The sequence below is a fragment of the Klebsiella sp. Q2 genome (genome assembly GCF_009900705.1).
Taxonomy (GTDB): Bacteria; Pseudomonadota; Gammaproteobacteria; order Enterobacterales; family Enterobacteriaceae; genus Klebsiella; species Klebsiella quasipneumoniae.
Genome location: NZ_JAAABE010000002.1, coordinates 648,415 through 665,111 on the forward strand (window position 1 = coordinate 648,415; position 16,697 = coordinate 665,111).

The following is a 16,697-nucleotide window of genomic DNA, read 5'->3' on the forward strand; positions in this document are numbered from 1 at the left end:
GGTTTTACCGTAGCCTTTGGGCAACATACCGCATTGTCCCCCCCGCGACCAGCTGTTTCAATGCCCTTCTCTGAGCCGATAGGTGAGCCATGATGTTTGATCTCCACACTCTCTGTTTACTGCTGATTTTTATCGCCGCCGGGCTGGTCAAAGGGGTGACCGGTATGGGGCTGCCCACCGTGGCGATGGGCCTGCTTGGCCTGCTGATGCCGCCACCGGCCGCGGCGGCCTTGCTGGTGCTCCCCTCGCTGTTGACCAATCTCTGGCAGCTGCTGGCCGGCCCCGCGCTGGCGCAGATTGCGCGTCGCCTCTGGTTAATGATGACCGGGATGATTATCGGCACGCTGGCGGGATCGTCACTGCTCATCCATCTTAACCCGCGGTGGTCGGCGCTAGCGCTGGGCGCCGTGCTGATAGCTTATGCCGGATACGCGCTCCGTGGTCCGGCGGTGCAGGTTTCTGCACGCATGGAAAAGCGCCTGTCGCCGCTGATGGGCGGACTGACCGGAGTGATCACCGGGGCGACCGGGGTATTTGTTATTCCGGCGGTGCCCTGGCTGCAGGCGCTGGGCTTTCGTCGCGACGAGCTGGTCCAGGCCCTGGGATTGTCGTTCACCCTGTCCACTCTGGCGATGGCGGCCGGCCTCTCTCTGCACGCTGGCTGGCGCGCAGATTCGCTGCTGCTGTCGGCGCTGGCGCTGGCGCCCGCGCTGCTCGGCATGTGGCTGGGACAGCGGATCCGCTCGCGTCTCAGCCCGCAGCGCTTTCGTCAGGGCTTTCTGTTGTTCCTGCTGGCGCTGGGGCTGGAGCTTGTCCTCCGGGGGTTGCTGGCGGAATCATCCTAGCGGCGGGTAATGTGCTTCACATTGTATTTACTGGTGTTCTGGTAGATCTCTGAGAAATCAACGATCGCCCGGTTCTGGGCGTAGCTGACAGACTGCACCCGTAGCAGGAGGCTGTTAGGCGCCACCTGCAGCAGCTCCGCCTGCTCGCGGGTCGCCAGCACCGGGGTATAGCTGCGGTGGCTCTCAATAATGGTGATATGGCACTCTTTTTTGAAATAGTTGAACTTAGACTGCTCAAGGTTACCCACGCTGAGCCACGGAAAAGCGGCGTAGGGAATGTAGCTGTTCTCCACCAGGATCGGGACCTCATCAATCAGCCGCAGCCGCCTGACGTAGTAGACTTTTTCTCCCGGCTGGATCTTTAACTGCTGGGCAATGGCCGGCGGGGCGTCAAGCAAGGTGAACTCAATAACCTTATTGCGGTAGTTGGTGACCCCCACCACCTGCATCTGGTAGTTAAACCCCTCCAGCTCTCCGCCATGATAGTTACTTTTACGCACAATGCAGGTTCCGCTGCCGTGCCGCCGGGCGATCAGCTTTTCCTCCTCGAGTAGCGCCAGCGCTTTGCGCAGCGTCATCAGCGAGACCTGCAGCTCCGCAGCCAGCGCTTTTTCGCTGGGCAGCATATCGCCGACGGCATAGTCGTCGCTGTTGATGCGGGCCTTCAGTTCTGTGGCAATCTTTTTATAAATCACTTTTAGATGTCTCACCGAGAGGAGTGACGTCAAATGCAGCTGCATTTAATGCATTGTATTTATTCATAAAAATTAATTTTCACGCGCCATAAGCAGCGTTAACTCATCTATAAAAATGGCTATATTTATATATCTCTCCTGCAACAATATATATGACTTTCGTCACAGATGGCCTTTTTCCTGCTCGGGATCCCGGTGGTCTGCTCCTAGTCTGATAAGCCTATTGATCAGGTGATGACAGCGGGCGATGAAGACGAGAGGACAACCATGATTGGCGTGAAAAAGCTTCAGGACTTTTCCAAGGCGATGATCGGGCCGGTGCTGTATCTGCCGGCTATCGGCCTGTTGATCGCCCTGTTCAGCATGACCACCAACCGGCTGTGGGTGGATGAAAGCAGCGGAATCTATCTGTTGGGGAAATTCGTCTCCAGCATGCTCTGGGCGCTGATGAACAATCTCGGGTTTCTGTTCTGCCTCGGACTGGCCAGCGGTCTGGCGAAAACCCGCAAAGCCGAAGCCGCTTTCGTGGCGGCCATGACCTGGCTGGTCTATCTGGCGGCGAACAACAGCTGGCTGACCCTGACCCATCGTCTGGCGACCGGAGCCACCAACGCGCAACTATATGGCAGCGGACAAACCTATATCTTCGGTTTTCAGGTCATCGATATGGGCGTGTTCCTCGGTATTATCCTTGGCTGCGCCGTCGCCTTTGTTCACAATCGCGTGGTTGGCATTGAGTTTCGCGGCGCGCTGTCGATCTACGGCAACAGCAAGCTGGTGCTGATCGTGATGCTGCCGCTGGTGGGCCTGTTTGCTATCGCCACCGTCTATCTCTGGCCGGTGGTGGAGCTGGGTATCTCGGCGCTGACCGGCTTTATGAAATCCTTTGGCGCCATCGGGGTCTTCCTGTACGGCTTTCTCAACCGGTTCCTAATCCCCACCGGGCTGCATCATTTGATCTGGTCGCCGTTCGTCTTTACCTCTATCGGCGGTCAGTTGCTGATTGATGGCCAGACCGTCATTGGCGCCAAGCCTATTTTTCTCGCCGAAATCGCCCGTCATCCCGTTGACGCGCTCAGTGATTCCGCCCGGTTTTTGACCTATGGGATGGTGAAGATTTTCGGCACCGCCGGTATGGCGCTCGCTTTCTATCGCACGGCGAAACCGGAGAATAAACAGCGGCTCAAAGTCACGCTGATCCCCTTAATTGTCACCTCCGTGCTGGTGGGGATCACCGAACCTTTTGAGTTTCTCTTCATCTTCACCGCCCCGCTGCTGTGGCTTATCTACTCCCTGCTGGACGGTTTTTTCCAGATGCTGGCCTGGCTGCTTCACGTGCGGGTCTGCGCCACCAACGGTCTTATCGATTTTGTCGTCTATAACCTGCCCGCCGGCGCTAGCGTGACGCGCTGGCCGGTGTTTGTCGCCCTCGGGCTGCTGGAGACCGCCACCATGTACCTGGTCGGCACCTTCTGTATTACCCGCCTGCGAATGCTTACCCCGGGGCGCGAAGCCGCTGCCGATGCGGTGCGTCCCCCACAGACGGATCCGGCAAATGGCGAGTCTGACAAAGGCGCGATGGTGATTGCGGGGTTGGGCGGCAAAGAAAATGTTTGCGCGGTGGAAAACTGTTTTACCCGCCTGCGGGTCGATGTGCGCGACCCCGCACTCATCCAGCAGACGCTGTTAAAAGAGAGCGGCGGGAGCAGCGTGCTGATTAAAGGCAATCATGTTCAGGTGATCTACGGCCTGGGGGTTAACAAAATTCGAACGGCGGTCAACGCCAGTCTGGGTGTAACTGAATAACGAGGTGGTAAATGAAAGATAATTTTGTGGTCACGATTGCCGGCGGCGGTAGTACCTATACGCCGGGGATTGTCATGATGCTGCTGGAAAATATGGCGCGCTTTCCCCTGCGGGAGATCCGTCTGTACGATAACCATCACGAGCGTCAGAAGACCATCGGCGACGCCTGTGCCATTCTGGTGGCGGAACGCTTCCCGCAGGTAAAATTCAGCTATACCACCGATCCGCAGGCGGCCTTCACCGACGTGGATTTTGTGATGGCGCATATTCGCGTTGGCCTGTATGAGATGCGGGAAAAGGATGAAAAAATCCCGCTGAAATATGGCGTGCCGGGTCAGGAAACCTGTGGGCCGGGAGGGATCGCCTACGGTATGCGCTCGATTGCCGGCGTGCTGGAGCTGGTCGATTATATGCAGCAGTACGCCCCGGGGGCGTGGATGCTTAACTACTCCAACCCGGCGGCCATCGTCGCGGAAGCGACCCGTCGCCTGCGGCCCGACGCGCGCATCATCAACATCTGCGATATGCCGGTGGCCATCGAGGGGCTGTTTGCCGATATCCTCGGTCTGCCGTCGCGTAAGGCGCTGAACGTCCGCTACTATGGCCTCAATCATTTTGGCTGGTGGACCAGCATCACCGATAAAGCCGGTAACGATCTGATGCCTGCGCTCAAGCGTCACGTGGCGGAGCAGGGTTACAGTAGCCCAAAAGAAGATTTTCAGCATAAAGCGCCGAGCTGGATCGAAACCTTTAAAAAAGTGAAGGATGTGTTTGCCCTCGATCCCCTGACGTTGCCTAACACTTATCTGAAATACTACCTCTATCCTGACTACGAGGTAGCCCACTCTGACCCGGACTTTACGCGGGCCAACGAAGTGATGGCCGGACGTGAAAAAGAGGTCTTCGATATGGCCCGGGAGATCACTCGTCGCGGCACCGCGGAAGGCGCGCATTTCCATGCCGGGGCCCATGCCACTTTCATCGTCGACCTCGCCTGCGCCATCGCCTTTAACACCCAGGAGCGGATGCTGTTGATCGTGGAAAACAACGGGGCGATCGCCAACTTTGACGAGACGGCGATGGTGGAAGTCCCCTGCCTGGTGGGCGTCAACGGCCCGGAACCGCTGTCGATGGGAAAAATCCCTTCGTTCCAGAAAGGGCTGATGGAGCAGCAGGTGGCGGTGGAGAAGCTGGTCGTTGACGCCTGGATTGAGAAAAGCTACCAGAAACTGTGGCAGGCCATCACCCTGTCAAAAACGGTGCCCAGCGCCGCGGTGGCGAAAGCGATTCTCGATGAGCTGATCGTCGCCAACGAAGGTTACTGGCCCGCGCTGCACTGATTTTTTGCCACAACCCTGCCGTGAGTGCCCCTCTCGGCAGGGTTATCGCCGGCATCCATCCCGCGATACCTCCTTCCATAGCCTCCCTCAGCGCCAACGCGTCAATGGCCTGCGCGACGCCAGCCAGACTGACATCACAGCATCGCCAGCCACTATTTTCCCTGAACAGAGTAATGAAATATAAATTCTATTCTTCGATATTATGGCGTAAAAATGTGATCTGCGTTGTATTCTTTGAGTTACATTAACCCACTGAAAACAACATCATTATTACTAACTCGCAAATTTAACCCGGATTTCATAGGGATATAGCGCCGCATGCCATTGTGATTCGCTTCATGCATTTACCTTCCTGCAACACCAGTTTGAAATTAAATTTTCATAATGTGATCTTGTAGCATGCTCATTCCATTTCTTTGTGCCATATTCTTAGCACGGTAAATCGCCGGAACGACAGCAACGTGCCACACCAGGGCGCTGTCCTGCGTCCAACGTCGACGCTGCCGACGCACTGAAGACCGCTAACCCGAAAAGGAGAACGGATATCGACGACATCCATGCCAACACCAAGCCGTAAACCTCTTTGACCGCCATTGCTTAGCGTACCCTGCCTTGTGCTGAGCAATTACACAAAGAAGAAAATCATTTAATTCAGTTAGATACGACAACACAGGCGTGATAAATCCTGACTGGGGAGATGTATTTTAATCTTGTGTCGTTCAACAAAATAAAGGGACTACCATGTCATTTATAACAAACCTGAACCAGCAACAGAGAAAACGACTTCATCAGATCACCTTAGTGGCCACCTTCGGCGGCCTGCTTTTCGGTTACGACACCGGCGTTATCAACGGCGCCTTTTCCTCACTGAAGCAGTACATGGCGCTGACCCCGACCACCGAAGGGCTGGTAATGAGTGTCCTGCTGATCGGCGCCGCGCTGGGCAGCGTGTTTGGCGGTAAGTTCGCCGACTACTTCGGCCGGCGCAAATACTTGCTCTTCCTCTCCTTTGTTTTTCTTATCGGCGCCCTGCTTTCCGCCGCGGCTCCCGATATCACTACCCTGCTGATTGCCCGCGCCCTGCTGGGCTACGCCGTCGGCGGCGCCTCGGTCACCGCCCCCACCTTTATTTCTGAAGTGGCGCCCACCGAGATGCGCGGTAAGCTGACCGGCCTGAATGAAGTCGCCATCGTTATCGGCCAGCTGGCGGCGTTTGCCATTAACGCGATCATTGGCATCATCTGGGGCCATCTGCCGGACGTCTGGCGCTATATGCTGCTGGTGCAGGCGATCCCCGCTATCTGCCTGTTTGTTGGCATGTGGCGCGCGCCGGAAAGTCCGCGCTGGCTGATTAGCAAAAACCGCCACGAGGAAGCGCTGCATATTCTCAAACAGATCCGCCCGGCGGAACGCGCGCAGAAAGAATTCGACGACATCTCCACCCTGATCAAAATTGAAGCCGGCAATAAGTACAGCACCCAGAACACCTTCACCACTATCCTCAAAACGCCATGGATCCTCAAAATTTTGCTGGTGGGCATTACCTGGGCCGCGCTGCAGCAAACCACCGGGGTGAACGTGATTATGTATTACGGCACGGAAATCCTGAGTGCCGCCGGCTTCTCAGAGCGTACCTCGCTGATCTGTAACGTGCTGAACGGCGTCTTCTCCGTCGGCGGTATGCTGATTGGCGTGCTGTTTCTCGTCGATCGTTTTAAGCGTAAGACGATCATTATCTACGGCTTCGCCATTATGGCCACGCTGCACCTGATTATCGCCGCGGTCGACTACACCCTGGTGGGCGACCTCAAAGCCACCGCTATCTGGCTGCTGGGCGCGCTGTTCGTCGGCGTGATGCAGGGTTCGATGGGCTTTATCACCTGGGTGGTATTAGCCGAGCTGTTCCCGCTGAAATTCCGCGGATTGTCGATGGGGATCTCGGTATTTTTCATGTGGATCATGAACGCGGTGGTCAGCTACCTGTTCCCGCTGCTGCAGGCGAAACTGGGCCTTGGGCCGGTCTTCTTTATCTTCGCGGCCATCAACTATTTGGCGATTCTGTTCGTGGTGTTCGCCCTGCCGGAGACCTCCAATAAATCGCTGGAGCAGTTAGAAGCGGAGCTGTCAGCGAATCATGAGGATAAAAAATCTACTCGTCTCACCAGGGAGGTTGGCTATGATCGATAACATCACGCTGGATAATCTGCACATCGGCTGCAAGGCCAGTAATAAAGCGGAAGTCATCGCCATGATTGGCGCAGAGTGTAAAGCCAAAGGCTATGTCAATCAGGAGTGCGTTCACTTTCTGCTGGAGCGTGAACATCAGGTTTCCACTTTTTTGGGCAATGGCATCACCCTGCCGCATCTGCCGAAATCAGCGACGGATATCATTCTTAAAACCGGGATTGAGATCTATCAGTTTCCTGATGGCGTTATCTGGGATCGCGGCAACGTGATGTTTATAGCCATTGGCGTGATTGCGAAAGAGAAAGAGCATATTGACGTGCTCAAAGAAATAGCCTCGATATTCAGCGATGAGCTGATCGCGAATGCGTTGTCATTAATCTCCGACAAAAATGACTTCCTGAAGATCCTCCAGCATAACGCGCTACCGCGTTAAGTGCGCCACCGGCCGGGGCTCTGCCCCCGGCCATTACCTTATTGTATTGGTCTCGCAGAAATCAAGCATTACGAAAAATCTAATTTTCTCCGTTATCACGTCACTCACAATAATAACCGGGGAAATTAACGCATATCGAATGGCTATCAACTCTATTTATTATGCGACAGCTCTTATTCAATATGGAAAAATGACCAATAAAAACAGCATTTTAACCATTAAAAGGCTTTGCATCCTTTGCTTTGCTGTTCAGGCCGTGAGTGCCGTGCGCCAGTGATTCCTGCGCTATCCCATTAGTTTTGATTTATATCAATACCGCTTCCAGCGTTAAAATGCATTTTACAGCGCGATTATTTTGTAAAGGTGTATACGACATTGGTTTTACGATTTGGATATTTATTTAGCCGGCCCGCAAGCCTGTGGGGATGGCTGATGTGTAACGCGCTTAATGGTATCGCGATCGTCCTCTGCTTTCGCGGGATAAGCATCGTGACAGGCTATCGTCAGGCGGTCTGGCAGGTCATCATCACGCTGGCTATTATTATATCGACCTGGTATAGCGCTAATTATTTCGCCGCCCTGGAAGCGCGACGCGACAGACGACGCTTTTTGCTGCTGGCCTGGGTGGTGATGACCATTCTGCTGAATTTCATTCACCTCAGCGGCGCTGAATACCGTTATTAAAGGAGCATGCCCATGACGCTGGCAATGCTGTTGGTGCTTATCAATCACCATAAAGGTCTGACTATCTTATTGATTGTCATTATTGCGCTGCTGTTTATGGCGCTTACCCCGCTGGTCAAAAAACTGCTTAGCACCCTTCACGATCGGTCCTGACTTTTCTCTCACGGCCGCCGACAGGCGGCCATCTCTCCTCCTGTTAGACTGATTCCGCCACCAGCCTTAGCGGCATGCAGCCTGCTACAGCGCGCATGAAAAGAAATGAGAACCATTATCAATGAAGCTATGCTAACGTGTCAGCCCAGGCAAAACGCCAGATGACAGAAAATGGGGGACAGACGAGGTGAAGCAGGATTCAGGGATCATTACAGCGCGGCAGGCGCACGGATTGCTGACGCTGGCGATAGGCGCCGCGCTCTTCTACAGCAGCGGCAGTTTCGCCCGGCCGGATCTGCAGCCGCTGGGGCCGAATATTGCGGACAAAGGGTCAGCTTTCTACCATTTTACCCAGCGCCAGTACGACTCTGCCGATGGCGAACGCCATTACCGGGTGTGGACCGCGGTGCCGGATAAAGCGCCGCCGGCCGCCGGTTATCCGGTGCTGTATATGCTGGACGGCAACGCGGTGATGGATAAACTCAACGACGCGTTTCTGCAACAGCTCTCCGCTGGTTCCCCGCCGGTCATCGTCGCTATTGGTTACCAGACGGCGCTGCCCTTCGATACCGCAGCCCGGGCCTGGGATTACACTCCGCCGCTTAAGACGCATCAACCTCGCGCCGGAAAATCCGCGCTGCCGCCGCGAAAAACCGGGGGTAATGACCTGTTTCGCCAGCTGCTGAGCGAAACGATGGTTCCGCAAGCAGAAGCTAAGCTGAAAATCGATCCCCGCCAGCGCGCTATTTGGGGTCACTCCTATGGCGGACTGTTTGTACTCGACGCGTGGCGTAAGAGCGACCTGTTCCATATCTTTTATTCCACCAGCCCGTCGCTCGGCCAGGCACTCGAGTCTCCGCTTAAAGACAGCAAAAACATCGATGCCGCGGCTTTCGTCGGGAAATCGCTGTATCTGCTGGAGGGGGATGGCAAAGCCCCTGGAGAGCCGTCCGGGCACGTGGCTTCCCTGGCGGTTTTGCGTCAGACCCAACAGCAACTGGCGGACAACGGCTTGCGGGTGGCCTTCTGGCGCTACCCTGGGCTGACCCATGGTCAGATGTTCGAGGTCTCCCTGCGCTCCGCGCTGCTGCACCTTTCCGGGCAGGCAGCGCTTGCGCATCAGTGATGACCTTGCGCCCACCAGCGGACGGCGGGCGATTCAGCGCTGATCGGGCAGGTGTTTAATATCGACCGGCTCGCCGAACAGGAACCCCTGCATTTCGTCACATCCCTCCTCTTCGAGGATCTGCAGTTGTCCTGCGGTTTCCACGCCCTCGGCGATAAGCGGCGTATTGATCGAGTTGCCCAGCGAAATAATGGCCCGCACGAATGAGCGGACCTGGGGATTGCTCTCCACATCCAGCATAAAGCTGCGGTCGAGCTTGATGACGTCGAAATGAAAATCGCGCAGCATGCTCAGGGAGGAGTAGCCGGTGCCGAAATCATCCAGTGCGATACTGATCCCCATCTTTTGCAGATGATGCAGGACGCTGAATGCCAGCTGCTTGTTCACGATAAACGCCGTCTCGGTGACCTCAAACTCCAGCAGGCTGACCGGATAGGCGGTACGCATCAGGATCTCGCGGACTTTTTCGATAAAGCTACGATGACGCAGCTGCACCGGCGAGATATTGACCGAAATTTTTCTGTTGAGACCCTTTTCCAGCGCTTCGTTACACACCTGCTCCAGCACCCAGTAGCCTAACGGCACGATGGCGCCGCTCTCTTCGGCAATGGGAATAAACACGTCCGGCGGAATAGCGCCCAGCTGAGGATGCTGCCAGCGCAACAGCGCTTCATAACCGGTGATGCGACGATCTTTAATATTGCGGATCGCCTGATAGTGAAGCGAAAACTCCCCCGCCTGAATACCGCGGCGGATGTCGGCGGCCATCATATTCCGCTGCCGCGTCTTGTCGTCCATCTCGCGTTCGTACCAGCAAATTTTGTGGTCGAGACTGCTCTTTGCCCGATACATGGCCAGATCGGAATTGCTCAGAACCGTATTAATATCCGTCCCGTCCTCCGGGTAGACGGAGATACCCATGCTGGCGGAAAGGATCACTTCCGTCGCGGCAAACGTCTGCTTACCGCTGAAGCAGTGCCAGAGACGGGCGGCAAAGGCGTCCACCTCGCTTTCATCGGCAAAAGGTTTGACGGCCACAAACTCATCGCCACCGAAGCGGGCGACCATCTCCTCCTTCTGCAGCGTTTTGAGTACGGCGCCTGCCACGCGCTGCAGCAGTTGATCGCCAATAAGATGGCCCTGCAGATCGTTAATCTCTTTAAACTTATCTAAATCGATGGTGAAAACGGCAAAGCGGCGGGCGTCATTCCCGGTGATTAGCTTTTCCACCCGCTCAAAGAACTCCACCCGATTGGGTAAACCGGTCAGCGCATCGTAACGCGCCATCCACGCGATGCGGTCATTGATCGCCTTCTGTTCGCTGATGTCGCGGGTAATTTTGGCAAAGCCCAGCAGGTTATTTTGCTCATCGCGGATGGCATTGATCATGACATGCGCCCAGAACCGGGAGCCATCTTTACGATACCGCCAGCCTTCGCCTTCGAACTGCCCGCTACGCAGGGCAATTTGCAGATTATTCGCCGGCACCCTGGAGAGTTGTTCGGCTTCGCTATAGAAGAGACCGAAGTAGCGACCGATGATCTCATCGCTCAGGTACCCTTTTGCCCGGCGGGCGCCCTCATTCCAGCTAATGACCGTCCCGTCGGCGCTCAGCATATAGATGGCATAATCTTTAACACTTTCAATAAAGTGGCGATAGGCAATGTCCGTCAGGTGATCGTTACTCATGGTACAGCGCTCTCTGTGGCTCGGTCGTGGCAAAACGCATTAGATATAACAGAATCACGCCCATAATGAATACAAGGTTAAGGTGTTTTATGGTCGCCTTTCCGGCCCGGACAACCGCCGATCGCGCGGCGGACACTCCTGTTAAGCGTAGTGGACCAGGCCATCTTCGGGGGGATAACCTCGGCGATTTTCGCACTTAGGTCGCCCACTAATAGTTACTTTTATTGATTAAAAAGTTTGATTGAAAGAATAAATAAAAAGAGTAATGTTAATAATACTTTCTATGGAGGTTAAATATGTTGCGTGATTATTTAAAAGTGGAAAAAGAAGATCGGCTGGTTGAACAACAGAGTCGTCATGACAATAGTCAGCATTATTCTTCGGTAACTGAATGGGTTATTTTAAGTAAAGATGGCCAGCGTAAAGGCCGGGTATCCCTGTTTGACCGCTTCACCACCCGCCGCTCCTGGAGCGACAGCTTCCGCATTACGCAGTTCGATAATGCGGGTAAAGTGGTGGTGGATAAACTCACTGACGCGCTGTAAATTCCCCGGATTCCCGGCCTGACGGGAGAATATTCATACGCAAAATTAACACCTGCATAAAATATATTGATGCGTCGTCATCATGTTATTTTCATTCCGCATACCGATAACCTAATGGGTAATTTTCGCCATGGTGAGCCGCGCGAATTTTTAACCTGAAAAAATACGGTAAATAAGCCCGCTGGTCGGGCTTTTTTGCATGACGCTCGTCACCCACGCCACAAAATGCCAAGGATATCCCGCGCTGGTTTGTATACGATACATCTACGAATCATATATGGTCTGTTTCTATGGGAATCGTCAAAATCTCCGATCTGCTGCACGATGACATTCGTGATGCCAGCAAAGCCATGTCCCGCTCCGTTAATGCCCAGGCGGAATACTGGATCCGCCTGGGCATGATGAGCGAACTCTACCCCGAGCTTAACCACCAGCAGATCAAACTGCTGATGCTGAAATCCGGCTCTGACCGTCTGCTGGAGGTGATCAATGCCATCAATAATCATTAAAACCGCCGATGAGCTCGCGCGCCAGCGCCATGCCGGCCAGCTGCTGGCATCGGTGTTTGACATGCTGGATACCTTTATCGTCCCCGGCGTGACGACGATGGAAATCAACGATCGAGTGGAAGATTTTATCGTCAACCAGCTGCACGCCCGCCCGGCCAGCAAGGGGCAATACGACTTTCCCTATGTGTTGAACACCTCAATTAACGATGTGGTCTGCCATGGGATCCCGAAGGCGACCGAGCATCTGCGCTCCGGGATGATCGTTAACGTCGATATCACCCTCGAGAAAGCGGGCATGATCGCTGACTCCAGTAAGATGTACCTGATAGGCGACGTTTCCCCTCTGGCTCGCCGGCTGGTAAAGACCACCTATGAAGCGATGTGGAAAGGCATTGAGGTGGTGAAACCCGGCGCGACGCTGGGCGACATCGGCCATGCCATTCAGCGCTGGGTCGAGGACCATGGCTACAGCGTGGTCAGAGAATACTGCGGTCACGGCGTCGGTCAGGAAATGCATGAAGAGCCGCAGGTGCTGCACTACGGCAGGCCCGGTGAAGGCGCGGTGCTGCGGGAAGGCATGGTATTCACTATTGAACCGATGGTGAACCAGGGCGACAGTCGTATCAAGACCAAAAAGGATGGCTGGACGGTGGTCACCCGCGATAAAAAACTCTCCGCGCAGTGGGAACACACAGTGGCCGTCACCGCCAACGGATTTGAGGTGCTGACGCTACGCGACGACGAGCAGTCGCGGATCCGCTAAGTTTTCTTCTCCCGGTATATCGGCATAGCCGACATTTCTCGCTGGCGAGTACCGCCCTTCGTCAGCGCACTTTATCCCCTGGCCTCTATTGCCCCCCGCGTTCTCCACACCGCGCCGGGTGTGTCTGCTTTACTCCTTATAAAGTTAATCATAAAACGATAAAAATTTATTGTAAAACGATAAACACCAGGCTAACCTGCGCTCACTTTAACACCAGGGAGAAACGGTATTCCCTCACCTGGATGTCGTACCGCGTTAAGGAGAAAACATGCGCTGGAACAGCTATCGCCGGGACAGACAGATCATTGCCGCCGTGCTGGTTTTTACCGTCATCGTGGCGGCGGGGATCGCCCTGCAGCCCGGCTTTCATCCCCCCAGCTCCCGGACGACGGGGGATAAACAGCTGGTCTCGATATTAACGCCCTTGCTCAATGGCGCCCGCGGACAGGTCGCCGCAGCGCTGATTACCCCTCAGGGGGTGCGCTACGGCCTGTGGGGGAGCGAGTATACGACGCAGTATGAGATCGCCAGCCTGAGCAAAACCATGACCGCCAGCCTGCTGCTGGAGGCTATTCGCCGCGGCGAAGTCACCGCGCAGACGCCGGTGTCGGCGCTGGTCCCGGAGATTGTCAGCCCGGTGCGGGACGTTACCCTGGAGCAACTGGTTTCTCACCGTTCAGGACTGCCACCGCTCACCGCGTCGGTTGGGCAGCGGCTGGCTATTCTGAGCGACATTGCCCGGCGGCAGAATCCCTGGCGCTACGATCGACCCGCGCTGATCGCGATGATGAACCAGGCCACTCTGCAGCCGACGAAATGGTTTGATTATTCCAACGCCGGGTTTGCCCTGCTCGGACTGGCGCTGGAGCGGGCGTCTCATCGCGATTTTGCCACACTGATGGCGCAACGGGTCTTTGCCCCCGCCGGAATGCAGGACGCGGAAGTGGCCCGGCACAATACTCCAGCCTCGCCGACGTTTACCGTGGGCTGGTCAGCCTCTGGTTTCCCTCAGCAGCCATGGGTGATGGACGCCTTCGCCCCCGCCGGCGGCGTACGCGCCACGATTGTCGATATGGCGAAATATGCCCAGGCGCTGCTGGCAGGAAACCTGGCGGGCAGTGAAGGCATGCCCCCCCTGTTCGCCACCGATGATCCCGATTCCCGGGTGGGTTATGCCTGGTTCACTACCCGCGTCCGCGGACGGGAGATCGTCTGGCATGACGGGCAGAGTGGCGGCTTTGCGGCAATGATGGCCTTCGACCGACAGCGACAGACCGCGGTAGTGATCCTCTCCGATACCGCCTGGCCGGTGATCGGGCCTGCCATCAAGCTCTTACTGGCTGCCACCCCTGATGAACAGGAGGCGCGTAATGAACGGAATTGACATCCTCTGGGCGCTTTTAACGCTGTTGTCGGTGATCCTGTTCATTTCCGGCGACTGGCTGGCGCAGCGAAAAATACGCCTGCTCAATTATGTTTTGCTGGTGACCGGGGTTATTTATCTCGCCGAGGTTTTCCAGACTCTGCAGAATCTCGGCAAAATGGGCTACCTGTTTCGGATGCTGACCTGGACCATCCAGGCATCGTTCATCACCCTCAGCCTGTACCGCGTCTGGACCCGTCCGTGGTTTGCCAGCCGTCGACGCGGCGTCCGGGCGATGAGCGTTGTCTTCGCCGTGGCCCTTATGTCATGCTTGACGCGGCTGGTGCTTTAATTATTCTCATCAATCAGGAAGGTAAATTGTGAAGCAATCCAGAACCCGGCTGAGTCTGGCTATTATTAGCGGCATACTGCCCCTCTTTTTTATGCTCGCCCTGATCGTGCCGCTGTGGATTTTCTTTACCGGCGAACGATATTTTCTTTCCACCCTTCTGCACTTTGCTGAAGTGCCGTTAACCGACAACCCGGCCCAGGCGCCGGGGATGGCGAGACGTTTGTTGCTGCTGGCCCTGCTGTATCTTCCGGCCGGGCTGTTCGCGTTCGCTATCTGGCAGGGCATGAAGGTAACCCGTAGCGTCCGCCAGCGCAGCGTGCTCAGCCTCTCCCTGGCGCACAGCGTTCGTTACATCGCTCTGGCCATGGTGGGCATGGGGATCCTGTTGCCGGTGTGCCGCTTTCTGATCCCGCTGCTCGCCTGGTGGCCGCAGCCTTATTACCAGGTGGTGTTTCTGCTCAGCGACGGGGTGCTGCTTCTGACAGGAAGCTTGCTGTTTGTGACATTTCACGCCATGCTCCACGGGATCCGTGCGGAAGAAGAGAATAAGGAGTTTATTTAACGATGGCTGTGGTGGTGAATCTGGACAAACTGCTGGTGGAAAAAAAGATGACGTCCAGGGCGCTGGCGGCCTTTGTTGGCATTACCGAACAGAATTTGTCGCTGCTCAAGTCGGGAAAAGTCAAAGGCATCCGCTTTGATACCCTGTCGCGCATCTGCGAGGCGCTCGAGTGTCAGCCTGGCGATATTCTGGCGTGGGAGCCCGACTGACCTCTCCCACCTGATGTCAACAGTCCTATCAAGGAATTGCTCTGGCCGGCGAATCGTAAGAGAATAGCGCCTACACGCGACGATCTGATTACACGGGAGTTCATCATCAGCCATTCTCGTCGATTCCCCCTAGCCAGCAAAGTGGCGCTGGCAGGCGCGGCGCTCATCGCCGCCGGCATGCTGTTCAGCTGCACCAGTAAGGCCCCCAAATCCCTCGTCACGCCGCCGAAGAGCGCGGCCGTTAAAGCCGGTCAGACGCACCGGGAGCCGGTACGCGGCGTCTGGCTGACCACCGTCTCGCGCCTTGACTGGCCGCCGGTCGGGTCAATTATCGCCAGTACGCCGGAAAGCCGCATCACCCAGCAGAAGCTGGCGCTGATCGCCAAACTCGATAATCTGCAGCGCCTGGGGATCAACACCGTCTTTTTCCAGGTGAAACCGGACGGTACGGCGCTCTGGCGGTCGGATATTCTGCCGTGGTCCGATATGCTGACCGGCAAAATCGGCGAATACCCCGGCTACGATCCGCTGCAGTTTATGCTGGATGAAGCGCACAAGCGCGGCATGAAGGTCCACGCATGGTTTAACCCTTACCGCGTCTCGGTCAACACCAAACCGTCGACGATTGCCGAGCTGAACAACACCCTCACTCAGGTGCCGGCCAGCGTGTTCGTCCTGCACCGTAACTGGATCCGCACCGCCAGCGATCGCTTTGTTCTCGACCCGGGTATTCCCGAAGCGCGTGACTGGATCACCAGCATTGTCGCTGAAGTGGTGCAGAACTACCCGATTGACGGCGTGCAGTTCGATGACTATTTCTACACCGAAACCGCTTCTTCCCCGCTTAACGACAACGAGACCTTCCGTCGTTACGGGCAGGGCTATGCCTCGAAGGGCGACTGGCGGCGGCATAACACTCAGCAGCTTATTGCCCAGGTCTCCGCGACCATTAAAAAACTCAATCCGAACGTCGAGTTTGGCGTGAGCCCGGCCGGGGTGTGGCGCAACCGCTCCCACGATCCGGCGGGGTCTGATACCCGTGGCGCGGCCGCCTATGATGAATCCTATGCCGATACCCGCAGCTGGGTGCAGCAGGGGCTGCTCGACTACATTGCGCCGCAGATCTACTGGCCGTTTGCCCGCGATGCGGCGCGCTACGATGTGCTGGCCAACTGGTGGGCCGAGGTGGTCAAGCCGACGCATACCCGGCTGTATATCGGCGTGGCCCTGTACAAGGTGGGTGAACCGTCCAAAAATGAGCCTGACTGGACGGTGGATGGCGGCGTGCCGGAGCTGAAAAAACAGCTCGACCTCAATGAGTCCCTGCCGCAGATCCAGGGCACCATCCTGTTCCGCGAAAACAACCTCAATCAGCCGCAGACCCGCCAGGCGGTTAACTACCTGCGCAGCCGCTGGGGGCCGCCGCAGAGCTAACC

Annotated in this window: 18 protein-coding genes; 16 read left to right on the plus strand and 2 right to left on the minus strand. The window is 56.1% G+C overall.

From position 1 onward, the window contains the following. The first annotated feature begins 92 nt into the window (after window positions 1–92). On the plus strand, window positions 93–845 hold the full coding sequence (locus GT756_RS10835) for a sulfite exporter TauE/SafE family protein (protein ID WP_025999256.1): 753 nt from the start codon (window positions 93–95) through the stop codon (window positions 843–845). Here GT756_RS10835 and GT756_RS10840 read toward each other — a convergent pair. Continuing rightward, window positions 842–1,540 carry a GntR family transcriptional regulator gene (locus tag GT756_RS10840; protein WP_160124773.1) on the minus strand — a complete coding sequence of 233 codons (699 nt, stop codon included), beginning with the start codon at window positions 1,538–1,540 and terminating at the stop codon, window positions 842–844. The two genes, GT756_RS10835 and GT756_RS10840, sit on opposite strands and share 4 nt — an antisense overlap. 267 nt (window positions 1,541–1,807) lie before the next feature. Between GT756_RS10840 and GT756_RS10845 the strand changes: the two genes are divergently transcribed. The 7 genes from GT756_RS10845 (at window position 1,808) to GT756_RS10870 (ending at window position 9,269) form a co-directional block, all read left to right on the plus strand. Continuing rightward, window positions 1,808–3,346 carry a PTS transporter subunit EIIC gene (locus GT756_RS10845; RefSeq protein ID WP_128316098.1) on the plus strand — a complete coding sequence of 513 codons (1,539 nt, stop codon included), beginning with the start codon at window positions 1,808–1,810 and terminating at the stop codon, window positions 3,344–3,346. Window positions 3,347–3,357: 11 nt separating this feature from the next. Continuing rightward, the gene (locus GT756_RS10850; RefSeq protein ID WP_160124774.1) at window positions 3,358–4,686 is read left to right on the plus strand and encodes a 6-phospho-alpha-glucosidase; all 1,329 of its coding nucleotides are present in this window, start codon (window positions 3,358–3,360) and stop codon (window positions 4,684–4,686) included. 741 nt (window positions 4,687–5,427) lie between these two features. Continuing rightward, complete coding sequence (locus GT756_RS10855; RefSeq protein ID WP_017900389.1) at window positions 5,428–6,873, plus strand: sugar porter family MFS transporter; 1,446 nt, start codon at window positions 5,428–5,430, stop codon at window positions 6,871–6,873. Beyond that, window positions 6,863–7,306 (plus strand): PTS sugar transporter subunit IIA, encoded by a 444-nt coding sequence (locus tag GT756_RS10860; protein ID WP_004205906.1) that lies wholly within the window; start codon window positions 6,863–6,865, stop codon window positions 7,304–7,306. Before GT756_RS10855 ends, GT756_RS10860 begins: the two co-directional genes overlap by 11 nt. A gap of 432 nt (window positions 7,307–7,738) precedes the next feature. Continuing rightward, complete coding sequence (locus tag GT756_RS10865; protein WP_004205908.1) at window positions 7,739–7,990, plus strand: hypothetical protein; 252 nt, start codon at window positions 7,739–7,741, stop codon at window positions 7,988–7,990. 12 nt (window positions 7,991–8,002) lie between these two features. Further along, window positions 8,003–8,143: a hypothetical protein gene (locus tag GT756_RS25865; protein ID WP_004205909.1), complete on the plus strand. Its 141-nt coding sequence runs from the start codon at window positions 8,003–8,005 to the stop codon at window positions 8,141–8,143. A gap of 187 nt (window positions 8,144–8,330) precedes the next feature. After that, on the plus strand, window positions 8,331–9,269 hold the full coding sequence (locus GT756_RS10870; RefSeq protein WP_064183716.1) for an alpha/beta hydrolase: 939 nt from the start codon (window positions 8,331–8,333) through the stop codon (window positions 9,267–9,269). A 33-nt stretch (window positions 9,270–9,302) separates the two neighbouring features. Here GT756_RS10870 and GT756_RS10875 read toward each other — a convergent pair whose 3' ends face one another. Continuing rightward, a complete protein-coding gene (locus GT756_RS10875; RefSeq protein WP_004205911.1) occupies window positions 9,303–10,958 on the minus strand; it encodes a bifunctional diguanylate cyclase/phosphodiesterase in 1,656 nt (551 codons plus the stop codon). 296 nt (window positions 10,959–11,254) lie between these two features. Between GT756_RS10875 and GT756_RS10880 the strand changes: the two genes are divergently transcribed. From GT756_RS10880 to GT756_RS10915, 8 genes are all read left to right on the plus strand, one after another. Further along, entirely contained in the window at window positions 11,255–11,503 is a 249-nt protein-coding gene (locus GT756_RS10880; protein WP_004205912.1) for a hypothetical protein, read from the plus strand. A gap of 290 nt (window positions 11,504–11,793) precedes the next feature. Next, on the plus strand, window positions 11,794–12,012 hold the full coding sequence (locus GT756_RS10885; RefSeq protein ID WP_002904808.1) for a ParD-like family protein: 219 nt from the start codon (window positions 11,794–11,796) through the stop codon (window positions 12,010–12,012). Continuing rightward, window positions 11,993–12,775: a type I methionyl aminopeptidase gene (map, locus tag GT756_RS10890; protein WP_049003659.1), complete on the plus strand. Its 783-nt coding sequence runs from the start codon at window positions 11,993–11,995 to the stop codon at window positions 12,773–12,775. The genes GT756_RS10885 and map overlap by 20 nt, the downstream gene beginning before the upstream one ends. A 268-nt stretch (window positions 12,776–13,043) precedes the next feature. After that, the gene (locus GT756_RS10895) at window positions 13,044–14,159 is read left to right on the plus strand and encodes a serine hydrolase (protein ID WP_109882623.1); all 1,116 of its coding nucleotides are present in this window, start codon (window positions 13,044–13,046) and stop codon (window positions 14,157–14,159) included. After that, entirely contained in the window at window positions 14,146–14,490 is a 345-nt protein-coding gene (locus tag GT756_RS10900) for a hypothetical protein (protein ID WP_004205915.1), read from the plus strand. The genes GT756_RS10895 and GT756_RS10900 overlap by 14 nt, the downstream gene beginning before the upstream one ends. Window positions 14,491–14,518: 28 nt before the next feature. Continuing rightward, window positions 14,519–15,052 (plus strand): hypothetical protein, encoded by a 534-nt coding sequence (locus GT756_RS10905; RefSeq protein ID WP_004205916.1) that lies wholly within the window; start codon window positions 14,519–14,521, stop codon window positions 15,050–15,052. A gap of 2 nt (window positions 15,053–15,054) precedes the next feature. Beyond that, window positions 15,055–15,261, plus strand: coding sequence for a helix-turn-helix transcriptional regulator (locus GT756_RS10910; protein ID WP_004205917.1), 207 nt, complete (start codon window positions 15,055–15,057; stop codon window positions 15,259–15,261). A 141-nt stretch (window positions 15,262–15,402) separates the two neighbouring features. Next, window positions 15,403–16,695 (plus strand): glycoside hydrolase family 10 protein, encoded by a 1,293-nt coding sequence (locus GT756_RS10915; RefSeq protein ID WP_023318214.1) that lies wholly within the window; start codon window positions 15,403–15,405, stop codon window positions 16,693–16,695. Window positions 16,696–16,697 lie beyond the last annotated feature (2 nt).